Annotated in this window: 13 protein-coding genes; 12 read left to right on the top strand and 1 reads right to left on the bottom strand. The window is 70.3% G+C overall.

Features of this window, described 5'->3' with window-relative positions:
- The 12 genes from AFM16_RS10940 (at position 1) to AFM16_RS10885 (ending at position 12689) form a co-directional block, all read left to right on the top strand.
- On the top strand, positions 1 to 1416 hold the full coding sequence (locus AFM16_RS10940) for a UDP-N-acetylmuramoyl-tripeptide--D-alanyl-D-alanine ligase (RefSeq protein WP_030794150.1): 1416 nt from the start codon (positions 1 to 3) through the stop codon (positions 1414 to 1416).
- Complete coding sequence (gene mraY / locus AFM16_RS10935) at positions 1413 to 2486, top strand: phospho-N-acetylmuramoyl-pentapeptide-transferase (RefSeq protein WP_030794147.1); 1074 nt, start codon at positions 1413 to 1415, stop codon at positions 2484 to 2486. The genes AFM16_RS10940 and mraY overlap by 4 nt, the downstream gene beginning before the upstream one ends.
- Entirely contained in the window at positions 2468 to 3901 is a 1434-nt protein-coding gene (gene murD, locus AFM16_RS10930) for a UDP-N-acetylmuramoyl-L-alanine--D-glutamate ligase (RefSeq protein ID WP_030794144.1), read from the top strand. Before mraY ends, murD begins: the two co-directional genes overlap by 19 nt.
- Positions 3902 to 4019: 118 nt before the next feature.
- Positions 4020 to 5384: a putative lipid II flippase FtsW gene (ftsW, locus tag AFM16_RS10925; RefSeq protein WP_030794142.1), complete on the top strand. Its 1365-nt coding sequence runs from the start codon at positions 4020 to 4022 to the stop codon at positions 5382 to 5384.
- A gap of 6 nt (positions 5385 to 5390) precedes the next feature.
- Entirely contained in the window at positions 5391 to 6488 is a 1098-nt protein-coding gene (gene murG / locus AFM16_RS10920) for an undecaprenyldiphospho-muramoylpentapeptide beta-N-acetylglucosaminyltransferase (protein ID WP_030794140.1), read from the top strand.
- A 56-nt stretch (positions 6489 to 6544) separates the two neighbouring features.
- Positions 6545 to 7339, top strand: a complete 795-nt coding sequence (locus tag AFM16_RS10915) for a cell division protein FtsQ/DivIB (RefSeq protein WP_030794137.1) — start codon at positions 6545 to 6547, stop codon at positions 7337 to 7339.
- Between the two features lie 277 nt (positions 7340 to 7616).
- Positions 7617 to 8813: a cell division protein FtsZ gene (gene ftsZ, locus AFM16_RS10910; RefSeq protein ID WP_030794134.1), complete on the top strand. Its 1197-nt coding sequence runs from the start codon at positions 7617 to 7619 to the stop codon at positions 8811 to 8813.
- On the top strand, positions 8810 to 9538 hold the full coding sequence (pgeF, locus tag AFM16_RS10905) for a peptidoglycan editing factor PgeF (RefSeq protein WP_030794130.1): 729 nt from the start codon (positions 8810 to 8812) through the stop codon (positions 9536 to 9538). Before ftsZ ends, pgeF begins: the two co-directional genes overlap by 4 nt.
- A 5-nt stretch (positions 9539 to 9543) precedes the next feature.
- On the top strand, positions 9544 to 10263 hold the full coding sequence (locus tag AFM16_RS10900; RefSeq protein WP_030794127.1) for a YggS family pyridoxal phosphate-dependent enzyme: 720 nt from the start codon (positions 9544 to 9546) through the stop codon (positions 10261 to 10263).
- Between the two features lie 128 nt (positions 10264 to 10391).
- A complete protein-coding gene (locus AFM16_RS10895; RefSeq protein WP_030794124.1) occupies positions 10392 to 11033 on the top strand; it encodes a cell division protein SepF in 642 nt (213 codons plus the stop codon).
- A 62-nt stretch (positions 11034 to 11095) separates the two neighbouring features.
- Positions 11096 to 11380, top strand: a complete 285-nt coding sequence (locus tag AFM16_RS10890; RefSeq protein WP_030794121.1) for a YggT family protein — start codon at positions 11096 to 11098, stop codon at positions 11378 to 11380.
- A 52-nt stretch (positions 11381 to 11432) separates the two neighbouring features.
- Positions 11433 to 12689 carry a DivIVA domain-containing protein gene (locus AFM16_RS10885; protein WP_030794118.1) on the top strand — a complete coding sequence of 419 codons (1257 nt, stop codon included), beginning with the start codon at positions 11433 to 11435 and terminating at the stop codon, positions 12687 to 12689.
- 196 nt (positions 12690 to 12885) lie between these two features.
- Here AFM16_RS10885 and ileS read toward each other — a convergent pair whose 3' ends face one another.
- Positions 12886 to 16023 (bottom strand): isoleucine--tRNA ligase, encoded by a 3138-nt coding sequence (gene ileS, locus AFM16_RS10880; RefSeq protein WP_078633172.1) that lies wholly within the window; start codon positions 16021 to 16023, stop codon positions 12886 to 12888.
- Between the last annotated feature and the right edge of the window lie 24 nt (positions 16024 to 16047).

Below are 16047 nucleotides of genomic sequence, written 5' to 3'. Positions count from 1 at the left end.
GTGATCGCCCTCTCCCTCGCCGAGATCGCAGCAGTCGTCGGCGGGCAGACGCACGACATACCGGATCCGTCCGCGCGGGTCACCGGACCGGTGGTCCGGGACTCCCGCGAGGTGGAGCCCGGCAGCCTCTTCGTCGCCTTCGCCGGCGAGCGGGTGGACGGCCACGACTTCGCGGCGGCGGTCGTCGAGGCGGGCGCGGCGGCCGTACTGGCCTCGCGCCCCGTCGGCGTCCCCGCGATCGTCGTGGACGACGTCCAGACCGCCCTGGGCGCCCTCGCCCGGCACGTGGTGGACAAGCTCGGCGCGACGCTCGTCGCGCTCACCGGCTCGGCCGGCAAGACCAGCACCAAGGACCTCGTCGCCCAGGTCCTGCGGCGCGCGGCGCCCACCGTCTTCACCCCCGGTTCGCTCAACAACGAGATCGGGCTGCCGCTGACCGCCCTGTCCGCCACCGAGGAGACGAAGTTCCTCGTGCTGGAGATGGGCGCCCGCGGCATCGGCCACATCCGCTACCTGACCGGTCTGACGCCCCCGCGGATCGGTCTCGTCCTCAACGTCGGCACCGCCCACATCGGCGAGTTCGGCGGCCGCGAGCAGATCGCGCAGGCGAAGGGCGAACTCGTCGAGGCCCTGCCCGCGGCGGCCGACGGCGGTGTCGCGGTCCTCAACGCCGACGACCCCTTGGTACGGGCCATGGCCTCCCGTACGACGGCGAAGGTGGTCCTTTTCGGAGAGTCCGACGAAGCGGACGTTCGGGCCGAGAACGTACGACTCACGGACAGCGGACAGCCTTCCTTCAGCCTTCACACACCCTCCGGGTGCAGCGATGTGACCATGCGCCTGTACGGTGAGCACCACGTGTCGAACGCGCTCGCCGCGGCCGCCGTCGCCCATGAGCTGGGGATGTCCGTAACTGAGATCGCCACCGCGCTCTCCGAGGCGGGTTCCCTCTCCCGCTGGCGGATGGAGGTCACCGAGCGCCCGGACGGCGTGACGATCGTCAACGACGCCTACAACGCGAACCCCGAGTCCATGCGAGCGGCCCTGCGCGCGCTGGCGGCGATGGGCAAGGGGGGCCGGACCTGGGCGGTGCTCGGCAAGATGGCCGAGCTCGGGGACGAGGCGCTCGCCGAGCACGACGCGGTCGGACGGCTCGCCGTCCGGCTCAACGTCAGCAAGCTCGTCGCGGTCGGGGGGATCGAAGCCTCCTGGCTGCAACTGGGCGCATATAACGAGGGTTCGTGGGGTGAGGAGTCGGTGCACGTGTCCGACGCACAGGCGGCGGTCGACCTGTTGCGCAGCGAGCTGCGCCCGGGTGACGTCGTTCTCGTGAAGGCGTCCCGTTCGGTCGGCCTCGAGAGCGTCGCGCAGGCGCTGCTCGCGACCGGTGCCGAGGGTGAGGTAGCCGTCCGATGATGAAGCAGATCCTGTTCGCGGGCGTCATCGGTCTGTTCCTGACGCTGATCGGCACCCCGTTGCTGATCAAGCTGCTCGCGCGCAAGGGCTACGGCCAGTACATCCGGGACGACGGCCCGCGCGAGCACGCCAGCAAGCGCGGTACGCCGACCATGGGCGGTATCGCCTTCATCTTCGCGACGATCGCCGCGTACTTCCTGTCGAAGCTCATCACCGGCAAGCCGCCGACCTATTCGGGTCTGCTGGTGCTGGGCCTGATGTTCGGCATGGGCCTGGTCGGCTTCCTGGACGACTACATCAAGATCGTCAAGCGGCGTTCGCTGGGTCTGCGCGCCAAGGCCAAGATGGCCGGGCAGTTGCTCGTCGGTATCGCCTTCGCGGTGCTCTCGCTCCAGTTCGCCGACGCCCGCGGCAACACCCCGGCCTCCACCAAGCTGTCGTTCATCACGGACTTCGGCTGGACGATCGGCCCGGTGCTGTTCGTCGTCTGGGCGCTGTTCATGATCCTCGCGATGTCCAACGGCGTGAACCTCACGGACGGTCTGGACGGTCTCGCGACCGGCGCCTCCGTGCTCGTCTTCGGCGCCTACACGTTCATCGGTGTCTGGCAGTACCAGGAGTCCTGCGCCAACGCCAAGACCCTGACCAACCCCGGCGCCTGCTACGAGGTCCGCGATCCGCTCGACCTCGCGGTGGTCTCCGCCGCGCTGATGGGAGCCTGCCTGGGCTTCCTGTGGTGGAACACCTCGCCGGCCAAGATCTTCATGGGCGACACCGGTTCGCTCGCGCTCGGCGGTGTCCTGACGGGCCTGGCCATCTGCTCCCGCACCGAGCTGCTGGTCGCCATCATGGGCGGTCTGTTCGTCCTCATCACCATGTCCGTGGTGATCCAGGTCGGTTCGTTCCGGCTCACCGGCAAACGCGTCTTCCGGATGGCGCCGCTCCAGCACCACTTCGAACTCAAGGGCTGGTCCGAAGTGCTCGTCGTGGTCCGATTCTGGATCATCCAGGGCATCTGTGTGATCGTCGGACTCGGCCTCTTCTACGCGGGATGGGCAGCGGACAAGTGACCGACTGGCAGGGGAAGAACGTCACCGTCGCCGGACTCGGCGTCTCCGGCGTCCCGGCGGCCACCGTGCTGCACGGGCTCGGCGCGCGGGTCACCGTCGTCAACGACGGCGACGACCCACGCGCGCGTGAACAGGCCGCCGGACTGCGGGCGCTCGGGGTCACCGTGCGCCTCGGCGACGGGGACACCCTGCCCGAAGGCACCGAACTCGTCGTCACCGCACCGGGCTGGCGTCCCGACAAGCCGCTCTTCACCGCGGCCGCCGAGGCGGGCGTCCCGGTCTGGGGCGACGTGGAGCTGGCCTGGCGGCTGCGCGGCCGGGACGGCCGGGAAGCAGCCCCTTGGCTCTGTGTCACCGGCACCAACGGCAAGACGACCACCACCCAGATGCTGGCGTCCATCCTGAAGGCCGCCGGCCTGCGCACGGCCGCCGTCGGCAACATCGGCGTCTCCCTGCTCGACGCGGTGCTCGGCGACGAGCCCTACGACGTACTGGCCGTGGAGCTGTCCAGCTACCAACTCCACTGGGCGCCCTCGCTGCGCGCCCACTCCGCCGTCGTCCTCAACCTCGCCCCCGACCATCTCGACTGGCACGGCTCCATGGAGGCGTACGCCAAGGACAAGGGCCGCGTCTACGAGGGCAATCGGGTCGCCTGCGTCTACAACACCGCCGACAAGGCCACCGAGGACCTGGTGCGCGCGGCGGACGTCGAGGAGGGCTGCCGCGCGATCGGCTTCACCCTCGGCACCCCGGGCCCCTCCCAACTCGGCGTCGTGGACGGCATCCTGGTCGACCGCGCCTTCGTCGAGAACCGGCAGAAGAACGCCCAGGAGCTGGCCGAGGTCTCCGACGTGAACCCGCCCGCCCCGCACAACATCGCCAACGCCCTTGCCGCGGCGGCCCTCGCCCGCGCCTACGGCGTGCCCGCGCAGGCCGTCCGGGACGGTCTGCGGGCCTTCACCCCGGACGCCCACCGCATCGCCCATGTCGCCGACGTGGACGGCGTCGCCTACGTCGACGACTCCAAGGCGACCAACACCCACGCCGCGGAAGCCTCGTTGGCGGCGTACGAGTCGATCGTGTGGATCGCGGGCGGCCTCGCCAAGGGCGCCACCTTCGACGAACTCGTCGCCCGGTCCGCGAAGCGGCTGCGCGGCGTCGTCCTGATCGGCGCCGACCGCGCCCTGATCCGCGAAGCCCTGGCGCGACACGCCCCCGAGGTACCCGTCGTCGACCTCGACCGGACCGACACTGGGGCGATGCTCGCGGCTGTCCAGGAGGCCCGGCGCCTCGCCGGCGCAGGAGACACGGTGCTGCTCGCCCCGGCCTGCGCCTCCATGGACATGTTCGTCAACTACAACCAGCGCGGTGACGCGTTCGCCCAGGCGGTGCGCGAACTCGGCGCGGGCGCCTGACGGCGCGTCCCGGCCGCGACGGTTGCTCCAGGACCCTTGGAGGGACGCGTGACTCGGATGTGGCCGGTACCCCGTCGGCGGCCGTGCGCCGCGCCCGTCGGCCGGGCGGTGAACCGCGATGCCCGGTAGCCGTACCGGCGGCCGGCCGCCGGTCCAGCGCACGGTGCGCCGCCCGCCCGCCGTACGGCCCCGGCGCGACAACCCGGTGCTGCGGCTCTACATCCGGGTCCGCAGGGCCTGGGACCGGCCGCTGACCGCCTACTACCTGATCCTCGGCGGCAGTCTGCTCATCACCGTGCTCGGGCTCGTGATGGTGTACTCGGCGTCCCAGATCACCGCGCTCCAGAAGTCGCTGCCGGGATCCTTCTTCTTCCGCAAACAGTTGCTGGCCGCCGCGATCGGCGCCGGACTGCTGTTCGCCGCCTCCCGGATGCCGGTGAAACTGCACCGCGCGCTGGCCTATCCGATCCTCGCCGGCGCCGTCTTCACGATGGCGCTGGTGCAGGTCCCCGGGATAGGGATGGCGGTCAACGGCAACCAGAACTGGATCTCGCTCGGCGGCTCCTTCCAGCTCCAGCCCAGCGAGTTCGGCAAGCTCGCCCTGGTGCTGTGGGGCGCCGATCTGCTCGCCCGCAAACAGGACAAGAAACTGCTGGCCCAGTGGAAGCACATGCTGGTGCCGCTGGTCCCGGTCGCCTTCATGCTGCTCGGACTCATCATGCTGGGCGGCGACATGGGGACGGCGATCATCCTGACGGCCGTCCTGTTCGGCCTGTTGTGGCTGGCCGGGGCACCCACCCGGCTCTTCGTCGGGGTGCTGGCGGTCGCGGCCGCGATCGGCGCGATCCTGATCAAGACCAGCCCCAACCGGATGGCCCGGCTCCAGTGCATCGGCGCCACCGATCCCGGCCCCGGGGACGCCTGCTGGCAGGCCGTGCACGGCATCTACGCCCTGGCCTCCGGCGGCATCTTCGGCTCCGGGCTGGGGGCGAGTGTGGAGAAATGGGGACAATTGCCCGAAGCCCACACCGACTTCATCTTCGCCGTCACCGGTGAGGAACTGGGTCTGGCGGGGACGCTGTCGGTACTCGCCCTGTTCGCGGCTCTAGGCTATGCGGGTATCCGCGTGGCCGGACGCACGGAGGACCCCTTCGTCAGGTATGCCGCGGGAGGTGTGACCACCTGGATCACCGCTCAGGCGGTGATCAACATCGGTGCGGTGCTCGGCCTGCTGCCGATCGCCGGAGTCCCCCTCCCGCTGTTCTCCTACGGGGGTTCGGCCCTGCTGCCGACCATGTTCGCCATCGGGCTGCTGATCGCCTTCGCACGCGACGAGCCCGCTGCGCGGGCGGCGCTTGCGATGCGCCACCCCCGCTTTGGTAGAAAGCGGGGGGCTGGAGGCTTCGGACCCGTCCGGAGACTTCGGAGATGGAACACGATGCGACGGCGTGCCTCGGCGGCGCGTCCGTCCGGAGAGCGGTGAATTTCGGTGCATGTCGTACTCGCTGGTGGGGGGACCGCCGGCCACATCGAGCCCGCGCTCGCCCTCGCGGACGCCCTGCGCAGGCAGGACCCCACCGTGGGGATCACGGCCCTGGGCACCGAGCGCGGACTGGAGACCACGCTGGTTCCGCAGCGCGGCTACGATCTGGCGCTGATCCCGGCCGTACCGCTGCCGCGCAAGCCCACCCCTGAACTGATCACCGTCCCGGGCCGGCTGCGCGGCACGATCAAGGCCGCCGAGCAGATCCTGGAGCGCACCAAGGCGGACGCCGTCGTCGGCTTCGGCGGATACGTGGCCCTGCCGGGCTACCTCGCCGCCAAGCGCCTCGGGGTGCCGATCGTGGTCCACGAGGCCAACGCCCGCCCCGGCCTGGCCAACAAGATCGGCTCCCGCTACGCGGCCCGGGTCGCGGTCTCCACGCCCGACAGCAAGCTGCGCGACGCGCGGTACATCGGCATCCCGCTGCGCCGCACCATCGCCACCCTGGACCGCGCCGCCGCGCGCCCCGAGGCCCGCGCGATGTTCGGCCTCGACCCCAACCTGCCGACGCTGCTGGTCTCCGGCGGCTCGCAGGGCGCCCGCCGTCTCAACGAGGTCGTCCAGCAGGTCGCGCCCTGGCTCCAGCAGGCCGGTATCCAGATCCTGCACGCGGTCGGCCCCAAGAACGAACTGCCGCATGTCCAGCAGATGCCGGGAATGCCCCCCTACATCCCGGTACCGTACCTGGAGCGCATGGACCTCGCGTACGCCGCAGCCGACATGATGCTCTGCCGCGCGGGCGCGATGACCGTCGCCGAACTCTCCGCCGTCGGACTCCCGGCCGCCTACGTCCCGCTGCCCATCGGCAACGGCGAACAGCGGCTCAACGCCCAGCCGGTGGTCAAGGCCGGCGGCGGACTGCTCGTCGACGACGCCGAACTGACCCCCGACTGGGTCCGGGAGAACGTCCTGCCGGTGCTCGCCGACCCGCACCGGCTCTACGAGATGTCCCGCGCCGCCGGTGAGTTCGGCCGCCGCGACGCCGACGACCTGCTCGTCGGCATGGTGTACGAGGCGATCGCCGCGAGCCGCGCGCAGCGTTAGGCACGGTTCGTCCGTGTGAGACACGGTTCTTCCGTGTGAACGAAAGGGCAGGGAGCGTGGCCGGATCCGCCACCGCCGAGCGCGGTGCACGCCAGGAGGAGTCGTCCGGCCCGCCCCTCGTCCGGAGGTGGGGACCCCGGCGGCTTCGTGTGATCATCATCCTCGTGGTCGCCGCCCTTCTCCTCGGCGCGGGCGGCGTCTGGGTGTTGTACGGCTCGCGGTGGCTGCGCGTCGACCACGTCTCCGTGTCCGGCACCGACGTGCTGACCCCGCGCGAGGTGCGCGCGGCCGCCGCCGTACCCCTCGGATCGCCGCTCGTCTCCCTCGACACCGCCGCGATCGAGGCCCGGCTGCGCCGTGAACTGCCGCGTATCGACGAGGTCGAGGCGGTCCGTTCCTGGCCCGACGGAATCGGCCTGAAAGTGACCGAGCGCAAGCCCGTTCTGCTGGTGCGAAAAGGGTCGAAGTTCATCGAAGTGGACGATGAGGGCGTCCGTTTCGCCACGGTTTCCCGCGCCCCGAAGAACGTGCCGTTCCTCGAACTGGCGCTCCCCACCTCGGGTTCCGCCACGGCCGGTCTGCGCCGGTTCGGCGAGGACCGGCTGGTGCGCGAGGCGGTGAAGGCCGCCGGTGATCTGCCGGCCGCGGTCGCCCGCCGGACCCGTGCCCTCAAGGTCCGTTCCTACGACGGCATCTCGCTGGAGTTGGCCGGCGGACGCACGGTCGACTGGGGGAGTGCCGAGAACGGCGCGCTCAAAGCGCGTACTCTCACCGCACTGATGAAAGCCGCCCCGACCGCGCGGCACTTCGACGTCAGCGCTCCCACGGCCCCCGCGTCATCGGGGAGTTGACGCACATCAGCGCAGGCCAGCACCCTGGTTGGGCAGCGACATGGCTGATCACATAGGGTGAAAAGAAAAACGGGAGGTTCGGCGTGTTCGTTGAACGGGCGCCACTTGTCGACTTAGTGTCCTGTTCAGAAGACTCCAAGGAACAGACACACTGGTAACCCTAAACTTCAGCGTTAGGGTTCGGGTCGGCGAAACGGACCGGCCCATTCGGCATCAGTCGTCGGATCGCATCACCCGCGAGGCGACGACACGTAACTCGAGGCGAGAGGCCTTCGACGTGGCAGCACCGCAGAACTACCTCGCAGTCATCAAAGTCATCGGTGTCGGCGGCGGTGGTGTCAATGCCATCAACCGGATGATCGAGGTCGGTCTCAAGGGCGTCGAGTTCATCGCCATCAACACCGACGCCCAGGCGCTGTTGATGAGCGACGCCGACGTCAAGCTCGACGTCGGCCGCGAACTGACCCGCGGACTCGGCGCCGGCGCCAATCCGGCCGTCGGCCGCAAGGCCGCCGAGGACCACCGCGAGGAGATCGAGGAGGTCCTCAAGGGGGCCGACATGGTCTTCGTCACCGCCGGTGAAGGCGGCGGCACCGGCACCGGCGGCGCGCCCGTCGTCGCCAACATCGCCCGCTCCCTGGGCGCCCTCACCATCGGCGTGGTCACCCGCCCCTTCACCTTCGAAGGGCGCCGCCGGGCCAACCAGGCCGAGGACGGCATCGCGGAACTCCGCGAAGAGGTCGACACCCTCATCGTCATCCCCAACGACCGGCTGCTGTCCATCTCGGACCGCCAGGTCTCCGTCCTCGACGCCTTCAAGTCGGCCGACCAGGTCCTGCTCTCCGGTGTCCAGGGCATCACCGACCTGATCACCACGCCGGGCCTGATCAACCTCGACTTCGCCGACGTCAAGTCGGTCATGTCCGAGGCCGGTTCGGCGCTCATGGGCATCGGCTCGGCCCGCGGCGACGACCGCGCGGTGGCCGCCGCCGAGATGGCGATCTCCTCGCCGCTCCTGGAGGCGTCCATCGACGGCGCCCGCGGTGTGCTGCTCTCCATCTCCGGCGGCTCCGACCTCGGCCTGTTCGAGATCAACGAGGCCGCCCAGCTCGTCAGCGAGGCCGCCCACCCCGAGGCCAACATCATCTTCGGCGCGGTCATCGACGACGCGCTCGGCGACGAGGTCCGGGTCACCGTGATCGCGGCCGGCTTCGACGGCGGACAGCCCCCGGCCCGCCGCGAGACCGTCATGGGTGCGTCCTCGGCCTCGGCCCGCCGCGAGGAGCCCACCCCGGTACGGCAGCCCGAGAGCCGCCCGTCCTTCGGCTCGCTCGGCAGCGTCACGCCCAAGGAGGAGCCGGAGCCGGTGCCCGAGCCGGTCGCGGACCTCCCGGTCTCCCCGCCGGTCCCGCCGTCGCGGACCTACTCGGACAGCGCGGCCGAGGAGCTGGACGTGCCGGACTTCCTGAAGTGATAGGACGGCGCGAGACCGTGAGCGGCGCGCACTTCGCCTTCACCGACCGGTGGGGCGGGGTGAGCGCCGCTCCGTATGAGCAGCTCAACCTGGGCGGCGCGGTCGGCGACGACCCCGGGGCCGTCCGCACCAACCGCGAACTCGCCGCCAAGTCGCTGGGCCTGGACCCGGCGCGGGTGGTCTGGATGAACCAGGTGCACGGCGCCGACGTCGCCGAGGTCGACGGACCCTGGACCACCCGGCTCACCCCGGAGGTCGACGGACTGGTCACCGCGGCGCGCGGGCTCGCCCTCGCCGTGCTGACGGCCGACTGCGTCCCGGTCCTGCTGGCCGACCCGGTCGCCGGGGTGGTCGCCGCGGCGCACGCCGGGCGGCCCGGCATGGTCAAGGGGATCGTGCCCGCCGCCGTCGACGCCATGGCATCGCTCGGCGCCGACCCCGCCCGGATCGTCGCCCGCACCGGACCCGCCGTGTGCGGCCGGTGCTACGAGGTGCCGGAGGCGATGCGCGCCGAGGTCGCCGCGCTGGAGCCGGCGGCCCACGCCGAGACGAGCTGGGGCACCCCCGCGGTGGACGTCGTCGCCGGAGTGCACGCACAGCTCGACCGGCTCGGGGTGCGCGACCGGGAGCGTTCGCCGGTGTGCACGCTGGAGTCGGACGATCACTTCTCGTACCGCCGCGACCGCGCCACGGGGCGACTCGCGGGATATGTCTGGCTGGACTGAAGAACATGACGGACCGTAAGGACGAACTCGCCACGAATCTGGCGAAGGTGGAGGAGCGCATCGCCCGCGCCTGCGAGGCGGCGGGCCGCCCGCGGGACGAGGTGACCCTGATCGTGGTCACCAAGACCTACCCGGCGAGCGATGTGCGGATCCTCGCGGACCTCGGCGTACGGCACGTCGCCGAGAACAAGGACCAGGACGCCGCCCCCAAGGCCGCGGAATGTTCGGATCTGTCTCTCCAGTGGCACTTCGTCGGTCAGTTGCAGACCAACAAGGTGCGATCCGTGGTCGGTTACGCGGACTTCGTGCAGTCGGTCGACCGGTCCCGGCTGGTGACCGCGCTGTCGAAGGAAGCGGTGCGGGCCGGACGCGAGATCGGCTGCCTCGTGCAGGTCGCGCTCGACGCGGGCGACGAGGCCCGGGGCGAGCGGGGCGGCGTGGCGCCGGGCGGAATCGCGGAGTTGGCCGACCAGGTGGCCGGCGCGCCGGGGCTGCGACTCGCCGGACTGATGACCGTCGCACCTCTGACCGGGGAGTACGCCGGACGTCAACGGGCCGCCTTCGAGCGGTTGATGGATTTGTCGACTGACCTGCGCCGAGCCCATCCTGCTGCGAACATGGTGTCCGCGGGGATGAGTGCGGACCTCGAGGAGGCCGTGGCTGCCGGGGCGACACATGTGCGCGTCGGCACTGCGGTACTCGGAGTCCGCCCCCGGCTCGGGTAACGTCGCCAGGAAGTCGGACCACAGCAGAAAATATGGTCATTTCCGCCGAAAGGCGGGCACAAGGGCCACGTGGATCGCGGGACTTGGCAGTCGAAAGCCGATCCACCACAGAGCGGAGGACTCAGAGCATGGCCGGCGCGATGCGCAAGATGGCGGTCTACCTCGGCCTCGTGGAGGACGATGGGTACGACGGCCGGGGCTTCGACCCCGACGACGACTTCGAGCCCGAGCTGGACCCGGAGCCCGAGCGGGATCACCGACGGCACGAGCCGTCCCACTCGTCACACGGAGCACATCAGTCCCAGAGGGACGAAGAGGTACGAATCGTACAGCCGCCCGCCCCGCGCGAGCCGGTGTCCCGATCCGCCTCGCCCCTCGCGGAATCCGGGCGTCCCGCGCGCATCGCGCCCGTGGCGTCCATCACACAAGAACGTCAGTCCCTGGAGAAGAACGCACCGGTGATCATGCCCAAGGTCGTGTCGGAACGAGAGCCGTACCGGATCACCACGCTCCACCCCCGGACCTACAACGAGGCCCGTACCATCGGGGAACACTTCCGTGAGGGCACCCCGGTGATCATGAATCTGACTGAGATGGATGACACAGACGCGAAGCGACTTGTCGACTTTGCGGCAGGTTTGGTGTTTGGTCTTCACGGCAGCATCGAGCGGGTGACGCAGAAGGTGTTCCTGTTGTCGCCTGCTAACGTCGATGTCACGGCGGAGGACAAGGCCCGCATCGCAGAGGGCGGGTTCTTCAACCAGAGCTGAGACGCACAGCCGGAAACAGCAGTACAGAGCAGTAGGAAACAGGGGAGAGGGAAGCACCGAACATGAGCGTGGTCCTGGATGTCGTTCGCATCGCGCTGATGGTGTTCCTTCTGGTACTCATCTTCCGGTTGGTCATGGACTACGTCTTCCAGTTCGCCCGCTCATGGCAGCCCGGCAAGGCGATGGTGGTCGTTCTGGAGGCCACCTACACTGTCACCGATCCACCGCTCAAGCTTCTGCGGCGGGTCATCCCGCCGCTGCGTCTCGGGGGCGTGGCGCTCGACCTGTCCTTCTTCGTACTGATGATCATCGTCTACATCCTGATCTCGATCGTGAGCCGGCTGTGAGCGATGTGAACTACCGTCTTGCCGATGCCGACGACTACGTTGAGGTGAAGAGATGCCGTTGACCCCCGAGGACGTGCGGAACAAGCAGTTCACGACCGTCCGCCTCCGAGAAGGCTATGACGAGGACGAGGTCGATGCCTTCCTCGACGAGGTCGAAGCCGAACTGACCCGACTTCTCCGTGAGAACGAGGATCTGCGGGCCAAACTGGCCGCGGCCACGCGCGCTGCTGCCCAGAACCAGCAGAACATGCGCAAGCCTCCGGAGCAGGACCAGCAGCAGGGCGGCATGCCGCAGCAGGGGATGCCCCAGCAGGGCATGCCTCCGCAGGGGATGCCCCCGCAGGGAATGCCGCAGCAGGGCATGCGCGGTCCCGGCGCTCCGGTGCCCGCCGGCATATCGGGCCCGCCGCAGCAGCAGATGGGTGGCCCCATGGGTGGCCCGCCCCAGCTGCCGAGCGGTGCCCCGCAGCTTCCGGCCGGCCCCGGTGGCGGCCAGGGCGGTCCCCAGGGTCCCGGCCCGATGGGTCAGGGTCCGATGGGCCAGGGCCCCATGGGTCAGGGTCCGATGGGGCAGGGCCCCATGGGCGGCCAGCCTCCGATGCAGCAGCAGATGGGTGGCCCGATGGGCGGCCCCATGGGTGGTCCCATGGGCGGCGGTCCGATGGGCGGCCCCGGTCAGGGCCCCGGTGGCGACAGCGCCGCCCGTGTCCTCTCGCTGGCCCAGCAGACCGCCGACCAGGCGATCGCCGAGGCCCGTTCCGAGGCCAACAAGATCGTCGGTGAGGCCCGCAGCCGCGCCGAGGGTCTGGAGCGGGACGCCCGTGCCAAGGCCGACGCCCTGGAGCGGGACGCGCAGGAGAAGCACCGTGTCGCGATGGGCTCCCTGGAGTCCGCCCGCGCCACGCTGGAGCGCAAGGTCGAGGACCTGCGCGGCTTCGAGCGCGAGTACCGTACGCGCCTGAAGTCCTACCTGGAGTCCCAGCTCCGTCAGCTCGAGACCCAGGCCGACGACTCGCTCGCTCCGCCGCGCACCCCGGCAGCGGCCTCGCTGCCGCCGTCCCCGGCGCCCTCCATGGCTCCGGCCGGCGCGAGTGCCCCGTCCTACGGCGCCGGTGCGCCGGGCATGGGCTCGGGAATGGGTTCCGGCATGGGGGCTCCCAGCCCCGCCGCGCCGTCCTACGGCGGCCAGCAGCAGATGTCGCCGGCGATGACTCAGCCGATGGCGCCGGTGCGTCCGCAGGGTCCCTCCCCGATGGGCCAGGCTCCCTCGCCGATGCGTGGCTTCCTCATCGACGAGGACGACAACTGACGGCCTGTAGTACGCCTTAGGCGTCGGCAGCGTTCAAAGGGCGGGACCCCGGATTCGATCCGGGGTCCCGCCCTTTTGCGTGCGCCGACAGGTGACACGGACCACTGGGAACGAGAACGAGAACGGGAACGGGAACGGCGAAGGGCCCGGCTCCCTGGGCGTTCTCCAGGGGGCCGGGCCCTCGGTGTGACGGGTGTTACGCCTTGCGCAGGCGGAACTCCAGCGTCAGCGCCTCGTCCGAGAACGGGGTGCCGAATGTGTCGTCCGCCTCACCCCGGGCGAAGTCCGTGGCGAGGACCTCGTCGGCGATCAGGCCGGAGTGACCGGTCAGGGCGTCGACGGTGGCCGGGTCGGTCGCGGTCCAGCGCAGCGCGATCCGGTCGGCCACGTCGAGCCCGCTGTTCTTGCGGGCCTCCTGGATCAGCCGGATCGCGTCCCGGGCCAGGCCCGCGCGCCGCAGGTCCTCGGTGATCTCCAGGTCGAGGGCGACCGTGGCACCGGCGTCGGACGCCACCGACCAGCCCTCGCGCGGGGTCTCCGTGATGATGACCTCGTCGGGGGCGAGGGTGATCGTCTCGCCGTCGATCTCCACCGACGCGGTGCCCTCGCGCAGGGCGAGGGAGAGCGCGGCCGCCTCGGCGTTGGCGACCGCCTTCGCCACGTCCTGGACGCGCTTGCCGAACCGCTTGCCCAGGGCCCGGAAGTTGGCCTTGGCGGTGGTGTCGACCAGCGAGCCGCCCACCTCCGAGAGGGACGCCAGGGACTCGACGTTCAGCTCCTCCGTGATCTGCGCGCGCAGTTCGGGGGAGAGGGCGTCGAAGCCGGTGGCCGCGACGAGCGCGCGCCGCAGCGGCTGGCGGGTCTTCACACCCGACTCCGCGCGCGTGGCGCGGCCCAGCTCCACCAGCCTGCGCACCAGGACCATCTGCTTCGACAGCTCCGGGTCGATGGCGGTGAGGTCCGCCTCCGGCCAGGACGAGAGGTGGACCGACTCCGGGGCGCCCGGGGTGACCGGCACGATCAGGTCCTGCCAGACCCGCTCGGTGATGAACGGGGTCAGCGGGGCCATCAGCTTGGTGACCGTCTCCACGACCTCGTGCAGGGTGCGCAGCGCGGCCTTGTCGCCCTGCCAGAAGCGGCGGCGCGAGCGGCGCACGTACCAGTTGGACAGGTCGTCGACGAACGCCGAGAGGAGCTTGCCGGCGCGCTGGGTGTCGTACGCCTCCAGGGCCTGGGTGACCTGGTCGGTGAGCGCGTGCAGTTCGGAGAGCAGCCAGCGGTCGAGCAGCGGGCGCTCGGCCGGGGCCGGGTCGGCCTCGGAGGGCGCCCAGCCGGACGTACGGGCGTACAGGGCCTGGAAGGCGACCGTGTTCCAGTACGTCAGGAGCGTCTTGCGGACGACCTCCTGGATGGTGCCGTGGCCCACCCGGCGGGCCGCCCACGGGGAGCCGCCGGCCGCCATGAACCAGCGGACCGCGTCGGCGCCGTGCTGGTCCATCAGCGGGATCGGCTGGAGGATGTTGCCCAGGTGCTTGGACATCTTGCGGCCGTCCTCGGCGAGGATGTGGCCGAGGCAGACCACGTTCTCGTACGAGGACTTGTCGAAGACCAGGGTGCCGACGGCCATGAGGGTGTAGAACCAGCCGCGGGTCTGGTCGATGGCCTCGGAGATGAACTGCGCCGGGTAGCGGGACTCGAAGAGTTCCTTGTTCTTGTACGGGTAGCCCCACTGCGCGAACGGCATCGAACCCGAGTCGTACCAGGCGTCGATGACCTCGGGCACGCGCGTGGCCGTCTTCGCGCACTGCGGGCAGGCGAAGGTGACCTCGTCGATGAACGGGCGGTGCGGGTCCAGCTCGGACTGGTCGGTGCCGGTCAGTTCGCTCAGCTCCGCGCGGGAGCCGACGACGGTGAGGTGGTCGTCCTCGCAGCGCCAGATCGGCAGCGGGGTGCCCCAGTAACGGCTGCGGGACAGCGCCCAGTCGATGTTGTTGTTCAGCCAGTCGCCGAAGCGGCCGTGCTTGACCGTGTCGGGGAACCAGTTGGTCTTCTCGTTCTCCTGGAGGAGACGGTCCTTGACGGCCGTCGTGCGGATGTACCAGGAGGGCTGCGCGTAGTAGAGCAGCGCGGTGTGGCAGCGCCAGCAGTGCGGGTAGCTGTGCTCGTACGGGATGTGCCGGAAGAGCAGACCGCGCTCCTGGAGGTCCTCGGTGAGCCGTTCGTCCGCCTTCTTGAAGAAGACGCCGCCGACCAGCGGGACGGACTCCTCGAACGTGCCGTCCGGGCGGACCGGGTTGACCACGGGCAGGCCGTAGGCGCGGCAGACCTTGAGGTCGTCCTCACCGAAGGCGGGCGACTGGTGGACCAGACCGGTGCCGTCCTCGGTGGTGACGTACTCGGCGTTGACGACGTAGTGCGCCTCGGCCGGGAACTCCACCAGCTCGAACGGACGTTGATAGGTCCAGCGCTCCATCTCGGCGCCGGTGAAGGTCTCGCCGGTGGGCTCCCAGCCCTCGCCGAGCGCCTTGGCGAGCAGCGGTTCGGCGACGACGAGCTGTTCCTCGCCGTCGGTGGCGACGACATAGGTGACGTCGGGGTGCGCGGCCACGGCCGTGTTGGAGACCAGGGTCCAGGGGGTCGTCGTCCAGACCACGAGGGCGGCCCGGCCGGCGAGCGGACCGGAGGTGAGCGGGAAACGGACGTACACGGACGGGTCGACGACCGTCTCGTAGCCCTGCGCCAGCTCGTGGTCGGAGAGGCCGGTGCCGCAGCGCGGACACCAGGGGGCGACGCGGTGGTCCTGGACCAGGAGGCCCTTGTCGAAGATCTCCTTGAGCGACCACCAGACCGACTCGATGTACTCGGGGTCCATGGTGACGTACGCGTCGTCGAGGTCGACCCAGTAGCCCATGCGGGTCGTCAGCTCGGAGAAGGCGTCGGTGTGGCGCAGGACGGACTCGCGGCAGCGGTCGTTGAACGCGGCGATGCCGTACGCCTCGATGTCCTTCTTGCCGGAGAAGCCCAGCTCCTTCTCGACGGCCAGCTCCACCGGGAGGCCGTGGCAGTCCCAGCCGGCCTTGCGGGCGACGTGGTAGCCGCGCATGGTGCGGAAGCGGGGGAAGACGTCCTTGAAGACGCGCGCCTCGATGTGGTGGGCGCCCGGCATGCCGTTGGCGGTGGGCGGGCCCTCGTAGAACACCCATTCGGGGCGGCCCTCGGACTGCTCCAGGCTCTTGGCGAAGATCTTCTGCTCGCGCCAGAAGTCGAGCACGGCGTGCTCGAGGGCGGGCAGGTCGACCTGGGCGGGTACCTGGCGGTACGTCGGCGTTGTCATCAGCGAGCTTCCTCCGGCGGACTT

This window comes from Streptomyces antibioticus, from assembly GCF_002019855.1.
In the GTDB taxonomy this organism is placed as follows: domain Bacteria; phylum Actinomycetota; class Actinomycetes; order Streptomycetales; family Streptomycetaceae; genus Streptomyces; species Streptomyces antibioticus_B.
Note: the sequence above shows the minus strand (reverse complement) of the source record. Positions and strands in the feature narration are given on the sequence as shown.